Genomic DNA, 16,089 nt, shown 5'->3' with positions numbered 1-16,089 from the left:
CCCGTTTTCGCGTGTACGACGTCGGGCGGAGGCCGGCGGCGTGCTCGGAGCGGCCTCGCGCAGATGTTCGGACGCGGTCGGCGATCGGGTTCGTTCATCGGCGTTCGATCCGTGTGCAATTTGCTCTATTGGGCCGCCGAACTCCTCCTGCATAATCGGCATCTTGATACGGGGGATCACCGACGAACTTCGGCGCCGGGGAGTTCGGTGTCGAGATTCGGGATGAGGGGGAGTCCTTGATCAAGGTCCTGATTGCCGAGGACATGAAATTACTGCGCAGAGCGCTGGTGTCATTGTTGAGTCTGGAGCCGGACATCGAGGTGGTCGCCGAAGTCGAGTCCGGTACCGACGTGGTGCCGCGCGCTCGCGCGGTGCGTCCGGACGTCGCGGTACTGGACATCGGCCTGCCGGGTATCGACGGGATCGAGGCCGCCGCGGCGCTGCGTGTGGCGCTGCCGGAATGTCGCACGCTGATCCTCACCGGCATGAACGCGCCGGGCCATCTGCGCCGCGCCGCGGCGGCGAACGTGTCCGGGTTCCTGCTCAAGAACTCGGACCCGGATCGGTTCAGCGGCGCGATCCGCGAGATCGCCGCCGGGGGCCGGGTGATCGACGCCTCGGTCGCGCTGGCCGCGATCGACGGTGGTCCCTCGCGGTTGACCACCCGCGAACTGCAGGTGCTGCGTGCGGCGGCCGACGGCAATCGGGTCGCGGACATCGCCGACCAGATGTGGGTGTGCGCGGGCACCGTGCGCAACCACCTGAACTCGGTGGTGGCCAAGCTCAACGCGCGTAACCGGGTGGACGCGATTCGGATCGCCCGGGACGAGGGGTGGTTGTGACCCGTCGGGTCGCGTAGCGGGTTCGCGCCTCAGCCGGCGACGGGAGTTCGGGCCGGCTCGCACGGTTCCCCGGTGGGGTCGGGGACCGTGCCGACGTCGGGGACCGTGCCGGCGTCGGGGACTGCGGCGAGGTCGGGGACCGCGGCGAGGTCGGAAAGCGCGGCGTGGCCGGCGAGAGCGGCGGGGTCGGGGAGCGGCGCAGGGTCGGCGAGCACCGCACGGTCGGCGGCCGCCGCGGTGTCCGGAACCAGTGGAACCAGCGCGACCAGACGGAACCAGCCGCCGCCGTCGGTACCGACGTCCAACCGCCCGCCGATGCCCTCGACCCGCGCGGCCAGGCTGGCCAGCCCGGTACCGCCCTGGCGATCCGCGCCGGTGCCCCGAGGGCGGGGGACGCAGGCCCCGTCGTTGCCCACCCCGAACCGGACGAACTCCCCGTCGCGTTCGGCGCTGATCACGCACTGGGTGGCCGAGCTGTGCCGCATCATGTTGGCGAGCCCCTCGCGCAACACGGTGGCCAGCACCGTCTCGGTGGCCCCGTTCAGTGCCTCGACGCCGATCCGGGTGGTGGCCCGCACCCCGATCGAGGCGAGCAGCGACTCGGCCGCGGCCACCTCGGCGACCAGCGACATCCCCCGGTAGCGGTGCACCACTTCGCGCATGTCGGTGGCGGCCTGCTGGGTGATGGTCACGATCTCCGCGAGTTCGGTGCGCGCCTGCTCGACGTCGTGCGTGAGCAGCCGCGCGGCCAGCGAGGTCTTGACCCCGATGGTGGCGAGGCTGTAGCCGAGCAGGTCGTGCAGGTCGCGGGCGAACCGGTGTTGCTCGCGCACGATCGCCTGCCGGGCCAGCTCCAGTCGGGACCGGTGCATTTCCGCGAGCAGTTCGGTGATCCGCATCAGCGCGTACAGCACGAGCCCGGTCGAGGTGCTCGCCACCACCGCGTAGGGCACGTCGTCGTAGTCGTCGGCCAGGAGGAACGTCATCACCCCGGTGGCGATCATCAGCGTGCCGAACGCCCACCAGGCGCGCTTCTGCGGCAGGAACAGCAGCAGCGAGCCCGCCAGGAATCCGGGCGCGGCGGTCCAGGTCCCGGGGCAGGCGAACGAGGGAATCAGCGCCAACACCGCCTGGCAGAGCAGGAGTCGGTGGCCGGGGCGGGGTAACCACCGCAGCCGGCCGGGCAGGGAATGCGCGCATTGGATCACCGCGACCGCGGTGACCGCGACCAGTGCGGCGGCCATTCGCCAGGCCGCGACCGGGAATGTGATCAACGACAGCACCGAAGCCGCGTGACAACTCAGGAGAACCACCACCGTGATCACGGTGGGAATGCGAAGAGCGCGGGAGTCCACGGAGTTCACCGGAACCTGAGCGGCGTGAGGCAAGAGACGGCCCTCTTCGATCGCGACTGCTGCATGGTGATGGCGACTGCTGGAAGAAGTTCCGGGACCCGATTCCGGGCCCATCCGCCGATGCTACAACGCGGGAATCCGCGGATGTCCCCGTGCGGAGAGACCGGGAAAGATGCGGAAAGCGGATATGGATCATGTGTTTCGCATGGATGCCCCGCCCGGAACACACGCCCGGCGTGGTGGACCGACACTGGCCGCCGTCCTAAACGGCTGTGAAGCTGAGGGCAATGCGCGAACACGACCGAACGGAGGTCCACCGGTGGGGGAATCACCCGAGGGAATACTCGGGAGCCTGCGCGAGCAGTGGAATCAAAACGGCTATATTCACATCAGAAAGGCGCTTTCCGCCGCCGACGTGGAACGCGCCCTGGCGGGCGTCGACTTCGCGGTCCGGCAACAGGATCTGGTGCGGACCGCGCACATCAGCTATCGCAACGACCAGGAGCATTCGGTACGGGTGCGCAACGCCGCCGCGGCGAGCCCGGCGTTGCTGGAACTGGTCGACCATCCCGGCGTGTTGCCGACCCTGGTCGAACTGCTCGGGCCGGATCTGCACGTGCTGGGCAGCGAGGCGTTCGTCCGCGAGGGCGGCGACGCGCCGTTGGAGGGCTGGCACACCGACGGCGGCGCTTCGCTGATGGGGATCGTGCTGGATCCGGCGAGCCGGGCGCTGCAACTGAAGGTGCAGTACTTCCTCACCGACGTCAGCCGGCCCGACTCGGGGAACTTCACCGTCATTCCCGGCAGTCACCGCATCCGCCCGGAGCGACTGGACGACGACTGCTACCTGCCCGAGCCCAACGACTACTGGCGGCGTGGCCAGATGCCGCCGAACGCGATGCAGATCCTGGCAGAGCCCGGCGACGCGGTGGTCTTCCCGTACAACCTGTGGCACGCGGTGGCGCCGAACTCCGTGGGCAGGACCCGCCGTTCGGTGATCATCCGGTACGGGCACCTGTGGTGCCGACCGCTCGACTTCCACCGCATGCCCGCCGAGGTGGTGGCCTCGATGACCGAACGTCAGCGGCTGATGTTCGGCGAACTCGGCGACGAGGCGCATCCCACCGACTTCTACAAGCTCGTCATGCGATGAGGCCGGTTCGCGCCCGCAGCACCCGCCGGCCCGAACCGCCCGGCTCCTCCCCCGCCCTCTGCCCGACCCTTCGAACCGGATAGGAGATCGTCAGTGCTCAGGACTGCTCTCGCAGCGCCGTTCCGGGCGGTTCTCGATCAACACGACCTGGTGCGCGTCGCCGGCGCGCACGACGCGCTGGGCGCGGTGTTGGCCCAGGAGGCCGGCTTCCAGGCCGTGTGGTCCTCCAGCCTGGAGGTGTCCGCGGCCCGGTGCCTGCCGGACGCGAGTCTGCTCGGGATGACCGAGTACCTCGAAGCCGCCGTCAACATGCAAAAGGCGCTGTCCATCCCGGTGGTCGCCGATTGCGACACCGGGTACGGCAACAATCTCAACATCGCGCACATGGTGCACGAGTACGAGGCCGGCGGCATCACGGCGGTGTGCGTCGAGGACAAGATGTTCCCGAAGATCAACAGCTTCGCCGCGGTCGATCACACGCTGCTCGACATCAACACCTTCGCGCGCAAGATCGAGGTGGCCAAGAACGCCCAGCAGACCCCGGACTTCTTCCTGATCGCCCGGACGGAGGCGTTGATCAGCGGACTCGACGTGGACGAGGCGCTCAAGCGCTGCTCGGCCTACGCCGACGCGGGTGCGGACGCGGTGCTCGTGCACTCCAAGATCCGCACCAGCGAGCAGATCACCCGGTTCCTGGACGGCTGGAGCGGCGCGGTACCGGTCGTGGTGGTGCCCACCACCTACCCGGACTGGGACGCGAAGGCGGCCGCCGCGGCCGGGGTCTCGGTGGTCATCTACGCCAACCAGGGCCTGCGGGCCACGGTCAGTTCGCTGCGCGACACCTACGGCGCGATCTTCCGCGAGGGCAGCTCGGTCGAGGTGGAGGACCGGATCGCGAGCGTGCAGGAGGTGTTCCGGCTGCAACGGCTGGACGCGTGGAAGGCGTTGGACTGGTGATCGGGTCGGACGACTTCTGCGCCGCGCTGGCCCACTTCGGTGTGGAGTTGGTGACGGGCGTGCCGTGTTCGTACTTCTCCGCGCCCATCGCGCGGTTCACCCGCGAGGGCCGGTACGTGCCGGCCGCGAACGAGGGTGCGGCGCTGGCCATCGCGGCCGGGGCCGCGGTCGCCGGCACCCGGGTCGCGGTGGTGGCGCAGAACTCGGGGCTGGGCAATCTGGTCAACCCGTTGACGTCGCTGCTGATGACCTACGACATCCCGGCGTTGGTGTTCACCAGTCTGCGCGGGTGGCCGGATCCGGCCGGCGACGAACCGCAACACGCGGTGATGGGCACCGCCACGCACGAGGTGTTGGACGCGATCGGGGTCGCCCACCGCACGTTGCGGCGCGGCACCGACGCGGCCGGGCTGCGCGCCCTGTTGGCCGAGGCAGGCAAGGAACTGGAGGCCGGGAACTGCGTGTTCGTGCTGGTGGAGAAGGGCGCGGTGGAAGTACCGGAGGGCGCGGCGGCGGACGGGTCCGCCGAGGGGCCCACGCTCACCCGAGTCCAAGCATTGCGCGCGATCACCGCCCACACGCGGGGCATCGCGGTGGTCGCCACCACCGGGTACACCTCGCGCGAGTTGTTCGCGGCGGGTGACGCGCCGACGCACTTCTACATGCAGGGCTCGATGGGGCACGCGTCGGCCTTCGCGCTGGGTCTGGCGCTGCGTCCGCCGGGTACCGAGGTGGTGCTGCTCGACGGCGACGGCGCGGCACTGATGCACCTGGGCACGATGTCCACGATCGGCGCGGCGGCTCCACCGGGGCTGATCCACGTGGTGTTGGACAACGGCGTGTACGAGTCGACGGGTGCGCAGGCCACCACATCCGCCGGCACCGACTTCGCGGCGATCGCGCGGGCGACGGGGTACGCGTCGGCGGTGGTGTGCGCCGACGGCGCGCGGATCGACGCCGCGATGGCCGCCGCGCGGGCGGCTCCGGGGCCGCACCTGCTGGTCGTGCCGATCGGCCGGATGGCGGGTCCGGCACCGCGCCGGGCGACCTCCTCGATCGGCGCGCGGGACATCCACCACCGGCTCACCGCCGCGTTGGGCGCCGGGCCGCCGTGGGCGGATCACGCCGATCGGCGGTGATACCTTGAGGCCCATGGGTCGCCCGCGCACTATCGACCGCTCCGCCATTCTTCGGGTGAGTCTCGAACTGGCCGACGAGCAGGGGCTGCAGGCCGTGACCCTTCAGGCGGTGGCCCGCCGGCTCGGCGTGACGGCGATGTCGCTCTACGGGCACATCGCGAACAAGGCGGCCCTGCTCGACGGCATCGTCGAGGAGTTGCTCTCCGAGTTCCCGTTGCCGGACGCCGAACTGCCGTGGGACGAACGACTGGCCCGGATCGGGCGGGCGGCCCGGGATTCCGCCCGGCGCCATCCCGACGTGTTCCCGCTGCTGCTGACCCGCTCGGCGGCCACTCCGGGCGCGCATCGGGTGCGGCAGGCGGTGTTCGCCGCGCTGTTGGACGCGGGCCTGTCGATCACCGAGGTCAATCGGGCCGAGCGGCTGTTGAGCACGATGGTGGTCGGGTTCGCCACGAGTGAGGTCAGCGGTCGGTTCGGGCAGTCGGCGGCGGACATCGAGGCGGACTACGCCTACCTGGAGGACACCCTCCGCAAGCTGATCACCTCGACCACCGCGCCGGGCGTGGTGCCGGAGGTCGGCGACACCACCGGCTGATCCCGGCCGGGGACCGAACGGGTCGAATCTCTTTCCTTCTCTTTCCTTCTCTTTCCGGTGGGTGGATTCCACCTGCCCGTATGCCCTGGAAATCCCGCCTCGAATATCGGCCGGATATCGCCGACGCGGCGTTGACACCATTGCGCGCACAGTTATTCTATACGTCATATAGTTATCCTTCGCGTAAGGATATGGGGGTGCTGGATCGTGCACCAGGAATGTTGGCGCGACGGCCGTATGACCGAACTCGACGAGGTGCGGTTGTCCATTGATTCGGCCGCGTTGCGCTATGCGCAGGTGGTATTCGACGGGTGTGCCGCGGTGGCCGATTCCACCGGGACCGAACTGCGCATTCTCGACCTGGGCGCGCACCTCTCGCGTTTTCGCCGTTCCTGCGAGGGCCTGGGTTTCGCGCTGTCCTGGTCGGCCGGCGAGTTGGCCGACGCGGTCGTCGAGGTGACCCGGCGCCACGACGGGCGCGGCGCGGTGGGCATCCGGCTCTTCGCCTACGCGGAGGGCGAGGGCTTCCTGGACGACGAACCGCCGGGGGTCTGCGTCTTCCTGCGCCCCCTGGACGGCTACGCGCCGAACCGACCGCTGACCCTGGCCACCACCGGCGAACCCCGGCCCGCGCACACCGACCTGCCGCGCTGGGTCAAGGCGACGGCGCACTACGCCGGGGCCCGGCGCGCGGTGCTGCGGGCCCGCCGGGCCGGCCACGACGACGTGCTCTTTCGCAACGAGGCGGGCCGGATCACCGAGACCTCGCGGGCCAGCCTGCTCGTCCTGGCCGGCGACCGGTTGATCTCGCCGCCGGTCGAGGAGGGCGTACTTCCGGGCGTCACGCGGGAGTTGCTGGGCATCGTGGCCAAGGGCGCGCTGGGCCTGACCCCCGAACACCGCGCGCTGGAGCCGGCCGAGGTGATCGGCGCCGACGGCGTGGTGTTGTGCAGTTCCTCGCTGGGTGCCGCCGTCGTCGGCGCGATCGACGAGCACCCCCTGCCGCACGGCGCCGCCCGCGCCCTGGTCGAGGCCTTCGACCGGGCCGCCCGAGGCGGGACCCCGCACCTGGACGACGTGGTCACCTCGGTGCGGCTCGTGAACGCGGGAAGACGATGAGCGGCCACCCCGAACTGGACGCGATCGCGGCCCGGTTGCGTCTGGAGACGATGCGGATGATCGCGGCGGCGGGCGCCGGCCACCCCGGCAGCTCGCTGTCCGCGATCGAGATCCTGACCGTGCTCCACTACCACACCATGCGCCACCGACCGGCCGATCCCACCTGGGCCGAGCGGGACCGGTTCGTGCTCTCCAAGGGGCACGCGGCACCCGCGCTGTACGCGGTGCTGATCGACCTGGGCGTACTCCCGCGCGCGTCGGCCGGCACGCTGCGCGCGCTCGGCTCGCCGCTCCAGGGCCACCCCGATCCGCGCACGCGCGGCATCGAGGTCGGCTCCGGCTCGCTCGGTCAAGCCTTCTCGGTCGCCGTGGGAATGGCCCTGGGCCTGGCCAAACGCGAAGTCGGCGCCCGGGTGTTCGCCCTGCTGGGCGACGGCGAGTGCCAGGAGGGCCAGGTGTGGGAGGCGGCGATGTGCGCGGCACAACTGGGGCCGGCCGGCCTGACCGTGATCGTGGACGCCAACGGCATCCAACACGACGGCCGCACGCTCGACATCATGGGCGCCGCTCCGCTCGCCGCCAAGTGGCGCGCCTTCGGCTGGGAGGTCGTCGAGGTCGACGGCCACGACTGCGCCGCGCTGATCACGGCGCTGGCACCGGGCCCGCGCCCGCGCGCGGTGATCGCGCGCACCGTCAAGGGACGCGGCGTCTCGTTCATGGAGGACGACCCGAACTGGCACTCGGTCGCCGATCCGGGCCGATTGGCCGAGGCAGTGGAGGAGTTGAGCCATGCGTGACGCGTTCGGAGAGGCGTTGCTGCACGCCTGCGAGGCGGACGAGCGACTGTTCGTCCTGGACGGGGACTGCTCGCACTCCACCCGCAGCGGCCGGGTCGCCGACCGGCTGCCCGGCTCGTTCCTGAACACCGGCATCGCCGAACAGAACATGATGGGCATGGCGGCCGGCCTCGCGCTGGCCGGCTTTCGCCCGGTCGTCTCCGGGTTCGCCTCGATCCTGGTCGGGCGCGCGGCGGAGCAGATCCTGCTCTCGATCGGCTGGCCGGGACTGCCGGTGACCATCGCGGGCCACTACGCGGGCGTGTCCGGCTCGCTGGAGGGCGCCCCGCACCACGCGATCACCGACCTGGGTTTCATGCGCTCGGTGCCCGGGATGAACGTATGGGTGCCCGCCGACGACGCGGACGCGCGGGTGCTGGGCGGCGAGGTGCTCGCCGGGATCGGGCCGGCCGGCGCACCGCCGCTCCCGGGTCCGAACTACATCCGGCTGTGCCGCAACCCGGTGCCGCCGGTGGCCGGTGGCCCGCGCGGGCCGGGCGACCTGCGGGTGTGGGACCACCCGGACCCGGAGGTGGTGTTCGTGGCCTGCGGAGTGGCCGTGCCGGAGTGCGTCGCCGCCGCCGGGCTGCTGGCCGAGCGCGGAGTCCCGGCCCGGGTGCTCGGGGCGCTGCGGATCAAGCCCTTCCCCGACGCCGAGGTCTACGACCTGGTCCGCGCCTGCGCGCTCGTGGTGACGGTCGAGGAGCACACCACGGTCGGCGGTCTGGGTGGCGCGGTCGCCGAGCTGATCGCGGCGCGCGGCGGCCCCCGGGTGCTGCGTCTGGGCATCGCGGACACGTTCACCGAGACCGGGCCCTACCGGCAACTCCTGGACAAGTACGGGATCGAGGCCACGGCGATCGCCGCCGCCACGCACGCCGCCCGGCGCGCCGACCCGGGCGCGGACACGGCCGGGCCGCGCGCCGAACTGTCGATGCTGACCAACACGTGGTGAAGGAGCGGACTGTGCGAGCGATACGCGAGGTCGGGGCCCGAGCGGTGTTCGACTCCAACGGCATTCCCGCGATCGAGGTGGAGATCCGCGCCGACGGCGGTGTCCGGGCGGCGGAGCTCGCGCCCCGGGGCTCGACCACCGGCGAGTTCGAGGCGTACGTCCTGGAGGACGCGGCGGCGCTGCCCGCGCTCGCCGCGGTGGCCCCGGCGCTGGCCTCGGTCGCCGACCTGGTGCGGCCGGCGCTGATCGGCCTGGACGTGTGCGACCAGCGGGCCGTGGACGCGGCCCTGCGCGCGGTGGACGGCGGCGCGTACTTCCGCCGGATCGGCGGCAACGTCGCGGTGGCCGCCTCGATGGCCGTCGCGCAGGCCGGCGCGACGGCCGCCGGGCGCCCGCTGTACCGGCATCTCGCCGAGACCGCGCCGGCCCGGCTGCCGGTGCCGATGTTCAACATCGCGGACGGCGCGGTGGGTTCGAACACGGTCTACACCGAGTTCCTGCTGCTGCCCACCACCGCGGAGCCGGCCGTGGCGCTCGAGCAGGGCGCCCGGGTGCGCGCGGCGCTGGCCGCCCGACTCACGGCCAAGGGGCATCGCTGCTCGGACAGCACCCAGGGCGGCTGGTCGGTGGACCTGGGCGGCTGCGAGGCGACCATGGAGATGATCGTCGCCGCCGCCGAGGACTGCGGGCTGGCCGGCGGGCACGACTTCCACCTGGGCCTGGACCTGTCCGGCGCGGAGTTCGCCCGGCCGCCGGGCTACGCCTTCCCGTGGCTGGAACGCCCGCTGTCCGTCGAGGAGTTGACCCGGCGCTATCTCGACTGGGTGGACCGGTATCCGCTGACCTTCCTGGAGGACCCCTTCGAGCCCGCCGACGAGGGGGCCTGGCGCGGGCTGCGCGAGCGGTTGGCGGGCCGGGCCGCGGTGGTCGGCGACGACCTGTTCGCGTCCGCCGCCGAGCGCATCGACAACGGCGTCGCGGCCGGTCTCGCCGACGGCGCGCTGATCAAGCCCAACCAGGTCGGCACCGTCACCCAGGCCCTGGACGCGCTGGCCTGCGGGGCCCGGCACGGGATCACCACCGTGGTCTCCCAGCGCAGCGGCGAGAGCGCGAGCGCCTTCATCACCCACCTCGCGGTCGCCGGCGGTGCGGCCTGGCTCAAGGCGGGTGGGCTCTCGCGCATGGACCGGGTCGCCAAGTTCAACGAACTCCTCCGCATCGCCGAGGAGTTCACCCCCGCCGACGGGCCGCGCGGGTGAGCGCCCCGGCACCCGCCGCCGGCACCGCCCGCCCGCGTCACGCGCCATGGCGCACCGCGCTGATCACCGGCGCCACCGCGGGCATCGGTCTGGCCTTCGCGGACATCCTTGCCCGCGACGGCACGCACCTCGTGCTCGTCGCGCGGGACGGCGACCGGTTGGCCGAGGTCGCCGACCGGCTGCGCGCGCGGCACCCGATCGCGGTCACCACGATCGCCGCGGATCTGCGCACCGACGCGGGCCTGACCCGGATCGAGGACCGGCTGCGCGACGGCGAGGCACCGATCGACCTGCTGGTGAACAACGCCGGGACGGGCACCCGCGGCGCGTTCCACACGCTGCCGGTGCAGGCCGAGTTGGACGTGGTCGCGCTGAGCGCGGTCGCGGTGGTCCGGTTGTGCCGCGCGGCGCTGGCCCCGATGGTCGAGCGCGGCTCGGGCTGGATCGTCAACGTCTCCTCGCTGGCCGGGTTCCAGCCCGACCCGCTCACCGCGACCTACGGCGCCGCCAAGGCCTTCAGCCTGAGTCTGAGCGAGGCGCTGTACGACGAGGTGCGCGGCTCCGGTGTGCGGGTGACCGCGCTGTGCCCCAGCTTCACCGCGACCGAGTTCCACCGTCGTGCCGGTATCGACGTCAGTCGGGTGCCCGCGCGGGCGTGGCTGCCCGCCGAGCGGGTGGCCCTGGCCGGGCTGCGCGCGGTCGAGCGCGGCCGACCGGTCTGCGTACCGGGCACTCCCTATCGGCTGCTCGCCGCGCTGTCCACCGTCGCTCCGCGCCGGTTGGCCCGGTTCGGCTCGCGCGTGTTCGCCGGGGCCCGGTGATGCCCGGCGTCGGCACGGCCGACCGAATCGGCGTGGACGCGGTCCGCGTGGCCCGCCTGGCCCGCGCCGGCCGCGCGGACGAGCTCGTGGCGCGCGCCGTGCTCGGTCCCCGGGAGTTGCGCTGGGCGCTGGCCCGGCCCGCGTCGCCGGTGCGGCTCGCGGCGGGTATCGCGCTCAAGGAGGCGGCGATCAAATGCGCGGGCGGGCGCCGTCCCGGCTTCGCGTGGCACGACATCCGGATCGATCCGGTCCGGACGGGCCGCTGCGACTGCGGCGACCGCGCCGAGACACTCATCCGCGGTCTGTTCGCCGGCCGACCGACGCCGGCCACGGTGCGCGCGCCCGGCGTACCCACGTGTTGCCCGGCCGGGCGCGGCGCGAGCGCGGCGTGGGGCTGCGGCGAAGGACTCGTGGTCGCGGTGGTGCTCACCCGCGACCCGGCACCGAGCGAGGACATCGACACGGAAGGGAGCGCGGCGTGCTGACAGCGGCGCAGGCACAGGTCCTGGAGCGGGTACGGGAGCGGCAAACCCTGTGCCGCGAGATCAAGGAGGTGATCGTCGAGCGGCTGGACCTCGACCTGGATCCGGAGTGGCTCACCGACGATCAGGCGATCCTGGGACGCGGCCTGGAACTGGACAGCATCCACGTGATCGAGGTCGTGGTCGGTATCGAGTGGCAGTTCAAGGTGAACATCACCGACGACGAACTCGACCGGTTCGGCTCGGTCAACATGCTGGCCGACTTCATCGAGTCCCGGCGCGAGGACGCCTGATGCCCGGCCCCGGCGAACACGTCGCCGAGGTCGTGGTCGCGCCGGTCTCCTCGGTGGACGCCGGCGCCATGGCCGCGTGGATCAACGCCTTCCACTGGAACCCCGGACCGCTGGGCGGCGCACCGCTGTCGGCCGACGACTACACCGCCTTCGTCACCGAACGCGGCGCGGTGGAGACGTTCGTGGCGCTCGCGCAGGGCCGTGTGGTCGGCTCGCTCGCGCTCTACCCGGTCTCCGCGCTCAAGGCCGGACAGGGCTCGGTGGTGTGGATGGACACCTTCGCGATCGACCCGGGATTCCGGCTCGGCGCGGTGCCCATCCGGCTGTTCGTCGAGGCGTTCGCGTACTGCGTGGCGCACGGCTACGACCGGGTCGACTGCAACGCCTCGCCCGCGAACCCCTCGATGGTCGCGATCGTGCGCCCCGGCGGCTTCCGGCAGGCCTCCACCGAGCCGTGCGGCGACGACCGGCTGGAATTCCGCTCCCACCTGCCGTACCTCTACCGCTTCGTCATCGAGGCCCTGGGGCTGGGCGCCCGGGTGGCGGAACTGGCGCGCGCCTGGACGGACTTCGGCTCCAGTCCGTGGGTGCCCGGGCGCGCTCCGCGCAACGCCGCCGAGGATGTGAGCAATTACCACGGCGCGCCGACGTTCCGGTACTCGATGGTCGGCTCGGGCGCGGAGAGCGTCTTCGTCGTCGACCTGGCCCACGACCGGATCTGCGCGCTGAACTGGGACGGTCTGGAGCTCGACTTCCACCCGACGGCCCCCGCCCGCCGGGTGCCGGTCGGCGGCTCGGCCGCGTTCACCCACCGCATCGCCAACCGGGGCACCCGAGCGCTCACCCTCGCCCTGGAGGTGCGCCGGCCCGGCGACACCGCCCCGGCGGTGGTGCGCGAACTCATCCTGGCGCCGGGCGAGGTGGTCGAGGGCGAGACCGCGTTCGCACTCGAACACCCCGGCGGACACGAGGTCGAACTGACCGTGCGCACCGACGTATCGCACGACGGCCGGGCGCATCCGGCTCGGCTGACCCTGCACAGTTGGGTGCGCGCGGTCGCCCCGGCGGTCGCCACGAACCCGCGCCCACCGCGCCGGGATCTGCCGTACCTGGACGAGCGGGACGACCGGTGGGTGCTGGGCAATCGCTGGTTGCGGTTGGCCGTGGACCGAGCAACCGGGACCTGCGAGATCGAGCCGACGCGCGAGCGGGGACCCGCCATCCGGGAGTTGTGGCCGGATCTGGGCCCGCCCTTCCCGGCCGCGCTCAAGACCCCACCGCGCCGCGACGTGCGCCGCGTACGGGCGGGCGTGGTCGACGGCCGGGCGGAACTCACCTTGGAGGCGGCGGCGAACAGCTGGTGGCAGCGGCACGGGACGGCGTACGCGGCGGCCCGGCCCGACCTGGGACTGGCCCGCGCCCGACTGCGCCGCACCCTGGTGCTCGGCGGCGACCAGGTCGTCGAGGTGCGCACCGAACTCGTGGACGCCGAGCCCGAGTTGTTACACGCGGTGGCGGCCGGCGACTGTCTGCTGAGGATTCATCCGTGGGCTCGCGGACGGTCGTTGACGATGAGTGTGCCGTTGAACGAGGGGGTGTTGCGCGCACCGGTGGTGTACGAGCGCTTCCCGTTCGGGATGCACTCGTTGGAGATGACGGGCTCGGCCGACCTGCCCCGCGATCCCGGCCGCTACCGGGAGCGGTGGACCGCGTTCACCGACGACGACGGGCGCAGCGTGGGTCTGGTGTGGGAGCGGGCCGCGCAACTGCGGTTCGGGTTGCAGTGGATGCCCTCGCTGCTGCTGGCCGCCGACCCGGGCGACCCGGGCGGGGGTGTGGCGCGCTTCCCCCGCTACGCCTTCTTCTGCGGTTCCGGTGACGAACGCGCGGTGCGCGAGGCGTGGTCGGCGGTGACCGACCCCACCGAGCGGGTACCGGTCACCACCCGGCCACCGCTCTCGGCCCCGGTCCCGGTACACATCGCGCTGGATCCGACCGCCGAGAGGGAACCGGGCGCGGACGGGCCGGGCGCCGTGCGGCTGCGCGGTCGGCTCACCGTGTTGTCCGCGCGGGCCCGACGCGGCCGTCTGACCGCGGCGGTCGGCGACGGGCCGGTCCGGACGCTTTTCGAGGGCGACGCGGACGGCGACGCCGAGCGGTTGTTCACCGGGCGGATCGAGCTGCCACCGGGCCCCGGGGGCCCGCTGCGGGTACGGCTCGCCTGGGTCGAGGAACTCGCCCGGCAGCGGGCCGGGTGCGATGTGCTGCCCGTGGCGCGCACGGCCGATCCGGTGTCGGCGGTGGAGACCGGCGACGTATGGGTGCTGGGCAACGGCGAGCTGACCGCCCGGATCGCGCCCGACTTCGGCGGCGCCGTGGTCGGTCTGCGCCGAGACGGCGGCGGCGAGCTGTTGCGCTCGACCTATCCGCGCACCCGGCCGATGGGCATCGTGCCCAGGGCGCGCGGGGGCATCAACGTGTCCACGGTCGCGCACCGCGCCGACCCCAACACCAGCGTCGCGCGCGAGGAGTTCGCGTGGACACCGGTGCACACCGCGACCACGGGTCTGACCGCGGCCGGCCTGAACTGGTCCGGCATCCGACTCACCGGCGATCTGGATCTGGCCGGCTCGACCGTGGGTCTGGACATCGACTACCTGATGCCGGCGGGGGTTCCGCTACTGATGGTGCTCACCCATCTGCGCGACGACGCGGGCGTGTTCGGCCCGCCGCCGGACGTCTGCGTCGCGGTGCACGCGGCGCAGGACCCGCCGTGGTTCTTCCGGGGTCTGCGCGAGGGCGCCGAGTTCGAGTACCACCCCGCTCCGCACGGGTCGAACCGGCCGATCGCCGGCTCTCCCGGCGTCGGCGCCCTGGTCCCGGCCGCGGACACCGGCCCGACCGGGCCCGGCCTGCTGCTGGCCGCCCCGCCGGGCGCCGAGGTGCTCGGCTTCCGGGACGGGGACGACTGGTCGGTGCGCGCGCTGGTCCGGGCCGGATCACCGGCGGCGGGCGACGCGGTGACCGCCACGTGTCTCGCGGTCCTGGACGAGCCGCGCCCGGTGCCCGCCGGCGTGCTCGCCACGATCGCCGAGGCGGTCCGGGCCGCCGCCGCCAAGGCCGGGTGAGCCGCCGCCCACGCGCCCGCACCTCCAGCGGGTCCTTGTGCCGAATCCCCCATCAGACGAAGGGACATCACTGTGCCGGCTACACCGATGCGGACCGTCACGATCGGGCACGCGGTAGTGCCCTGGACGTACGCCGACGACGAGCGGGAGTACCACGCGCTCCGGCACGAGGCCGCGATCTTCGAGTTGGACTCCACCGGTCTGATCGCGCTGCCGGCCACGGGGAGCGCCCAGGCGTTGCTGCGCACCCTCGTACCCAGCGACCTCAAGGCGGTGTTCCCGGGCCAGTCGGCGACCTCGTTGTTGCTGGACGCCGAGGGGCATCCGCTGGACACGATCACGGTGTACCGGTTGCGTGAACGCTGGCTGATCGAGACCGCGTTCGGCCGGGGCCCGGACACGCTCACCCACCTGACCGCCGCCGCGGCCGCTGTGGAGGGCGCCGACGGAATCGAACCGGTGGACGTGCGGCCGGAGTTCACCACCTTCGGCTTGGAGGGCCCGCACGCGTGGCGGGTGTTGCGCGCCTTGTTCGGTGACGGGGTGACCTCGGTCCCGCTGGGCGGCATCGTGCACCGCACGTGGCGGGACGCGCCGGTGTTGATCGCGCGCAGCGGCTACACCGGGGAGTACGGCTACAAGGTGTTCGTGCCCCCGTCACTGGCCGCCGAGTTGTTCGACGCCGCGGTCGAGCGGTCCGCGGTGCCGGCGGGGTACCGCACCCTGGAGGCGGCCATGATCGAAGTGCGCCAACCGCTCCCGCATCGCGAGGTCGGGCCCGAGGACACCGTGTCGGGCTGCGGCTACAACTGGCTGGCCGACCTGGACCAGCCCGACTTCGTCGGTCGTGACGCGGTGTTGGCCGAGTTCAAGACCGGGCCGGCCGTACGCACCGTCGGGCTGACCATGCCGCGCGGGGCGGAACCACCCGAGCACGCCGAGGTGTCGGTCGCCGGGCTGACCATCGGGCACCTCGTCCACCACACCGACAGCCCGGGCCTGGGGCGCACCCTCGCGCTGGCCCGGGTGAGCGCGGAGTGGGCGGCGTCCGGCTTCGACTGGGAAGTCGCCGGGACGCACGGTCCGATCCCGGCCCGCTCGGTGTCCTCGCCGTACCTGGTCCCGCTGAGCTGGTCCACATCGATCGCGTGAGAG

15 protein-coding genes are annotated in these 16,089 nt (G+C 72.5%); 14 read left to right on the top strand and 1 reads right to left on the bottom strand.

Annotated features, from left to right (window positions below; translation table 11 throughout):
- The first annotated feature begins 236 nt into the window (after window positions 1-236).
- Complete coding sequence (locus tag OG948_RS29690; protein ID WP_406299387.1) at window positions 237-842, top strand: DNA-binding response regulator; 606 nt, start codon at window positions 237-239, stop codon at window positions 840-842.
- A 29-nt stretch (window positions 843-871) separates the two neighbouring features.
- Here OG948_RS29690 and OG948_RS29685 read toward each other — a convergent pair whose 3' ends face one another.
- On the bottom strand, window positions 872-2,158 hold the full coding sequence (locus tag OG948_RS29685; protein WP_406299386.1) for a sensor histidine kinase: 1,287 nt from the start codon (window positions 2,156-2,158) through the stop codon (window positions 872-874).
- 358 nt (window positions 2,159-2,516) lie between these two features.
- Here OG948_RS29685 and OG948_RS29680 point away from each other — a divergent pair, with 358 nt between their 5' ends.
- The 13 genes from OG948_RS29680 to OG948_RS29620 all read left to right on the top strand — a co-directional run bounded on the left by OG948_RS29680 (window position 2,517) and on the right by OG948_RS29620 (window position 16,086).
- A complete protein-coding gene (locus OG948_RS29680) occupies window positions 2,517-3,350 on the top strand; it encodes a phytanoyl-CoA dioxygenase family protein (RefSeq protein WP_406299385.1) in 834 nt (277 codons plus the stop codon).
- Window positions 3,351-3,443: 93 nt separating this feature from the next.
- Window positions 3,444-4,307, top strand: a complete 864-nt coding sequence (locus OG948_RS29675; protein WP_395871952.1) for an isocitrate lyase/phosphoenolpyruvate mutase family protein — start codon at window positions 3,444-3,446, stop codon at window positions 4,305-4,307.
- The gene (gene aepY / locus OG948_RS29670; protein ID WP_406299384.1) at window positions 4,304-5,446 is read left to right on the top strand and encodes a phosphonopyruvate decarboxylase; all 1,143 of its coding nucleotides are present in this window, start codon (window positions 4,304-4,306) and stop codon (window positions 5,444-5,446) included. Before OG948_RS29675 ends, aepY begins: the two co-directional genes overlap by 4 nt.
- 55 nt (window positions 5,447-5,501) lie before the next feature.
- Entirely contained in the window at window positions 5,502-6,041 is a 540-nt protein-coding gene (locus OG948_RS29665; protein WP_406299383.1) for a TetR/AcrR family transcriptional regulator, read from the top strand.
- A gap of 237 nt (window positions 6,042-6,278) precedes the next feature.
- The gene (locus OG948_RS29660) at window positions 6,279-7,160 is read left to right on the top strand and encodes an aminotransferase class IV (protein WP_406299382.1); all 882 of its coding nucleotides are present in this window, start codon (window positions 6,279-6,281) and stop codon (window positions 7,158-7,160) included.
- The gene (locus OG948_RS29655; RefSeq protein ID WP_406299381.1) at window positions 7,157-7,957 is read left to right on the top strand and encodes a transketolase; all 801 of its coding nucleotides are present in this window, start codon (window positions 7,157-7,159) and stop codon (window positions 7,955-7,957) included. The genes OG948_RS29660 and OG948_RS29655 overlap by 4 nt, the downstream gene beginning before the upstream one ends.
- A complete protein-coding gene (locus OG948_RS29650; RefSeq protein ID WP_406299380.1) occupies window positions 7,950-8,951 on the top strand; it encodes a transketolase family protein in 1,002 nt (333 codons plus the stop codon). The genes OG948_RS29655 and OG948_RS29650 overlap by 8 nt, the downstream gene beginning before the upstream one ends.
- Window positions 8,952-8,962: 11 nt before the next feature.
- Complete coding sequence (locus OG948_RS29645) at window positions 8,963-10,210, top strand: hypothetical protein (RefSeq protein WP_406299379.1); 1,248 nt, start codon at window positions 8,963-8,965, stop codon at window positions 10,208-10,210.
- Window positions 10,207-11,031, top strand: a complete 825-nt coding sequence (locus OG948_RS29640; RefSeq protein ID WP_406299378.1) for an SDR family NAD(P)-dependent oxidoreductase — start codon at window positions 10,207-10,209, stop codon at window positions 11,029-11,031. Before OG948_RS29645 ends, OG948_RS29640 begins: the two co-directional genes overlap by 4 nt.
- A 32-nt stretch (window positions 11,032-11,063) precedes the next feature.
- A complete protein-coding gene (locus OG948_RS29635) occupies window positions 11,064-11,516 on the top strand; it encodes a hypothetical protein (RefSeq protein ID WP_406299377.1) in 453 nt (150 codons plus the stop codon).
- Window positions 11,510-11,806 (top strand): acyl carrier protein, encoded by a 297-nt coding sequence (locus tag OG948_RS29630; RefSeq protein ID WP_395871970.1) that lies wholly within the window; start codon window positions 11,510-11,512, stop codon window positions 11,804-11,806. The genes OG948_RS29635 and OG948_RS29630 overlap by 7 nt, the downstream gene beginning before the upstream one ends.
- A complete protein-coding gene (locus tag OG948_RS29625) occupies window positions 11,806-14,934 on the top strand; it encodes a hypothetical protein (RefSeq protein WP_406299376.1) in 3,129 nt (1,042 codons plus the stop codon). Before OG948_RS29630 ends, OG948_RS29625 begins: the two co-directional genes overlap by 1 nt.
- A gap of 87 nt (window positions 14,935-15,021) precedes the next feature.
- The gene (locus OG948_RS29620) at window positions 15,022-16,086 is read left to right on the top strand and encodes a glycine cleavage T C-terminal barrel domain-containing protein (RefSeq protein ID WP_406299375.1); all 1,065 of its coding nucleotides are present in this window, start codon (window positions 15,022-15,024) and stop codon (window positions 16,084-16,086) included.
- The last annotated feature ends 3 nt before the right edge of the window (window positions 16,087-16,089 follow it).

Source organism: Embleya sp. NBC_00888 (assembly GCF_045207655.1).
GTDB lineage: Bacteria > Actinomycetota > Actinomycetes > Streptomycetales > Streptomycetaceae > Embleya.
The sequence above is the reverse complement of the archived record's forward strand: the minus strand, read 5'-3'. Positions and strand labels throughout refer to the sequence as shown.

What these genes read in the sequence shown, in the direction of transcription:
- OG948_RS29660 (WP_406299382.1), top strand. Translation starts at nt 6,279, where the DNA reads ATGACCGAACTCGACGAGGTGCGGTTGTCCATTGATTCGGCCGCGTTG.
- OG948_RS29655 (WP_406299381.1), top strand. Translation starts at nt 7,157, where the DNA reads ATGAGCGGCCACCCCGAACTGGACGCGATCGCGGCCCGGTTGCGTCTG.
- OG948_RS29650 (WP_406299380.1), top strand. Translation starts at nt 7,950, where the DNA reads ATGCGTGACGCGTTCGGAGAGGCGTTGCTGCACGCCTGCGAGGCGGAC.
- OG948_RS29625 (WP_406299376.1), top strand. Translation starts at nt 11,806, where the DNA reads ATGCCCGGCCCCGGCGAACACGTCGCCGAGGTCGTGGTCGCGCCGGTC.
- OG948_RS29620 (WP_406299375.1), top strand. Translation starts at nt 15,022, where the DNA reads ATGCGGACCGTCACGATCGGGCACGCGGTAGTGCCCTGGACGTACGCC.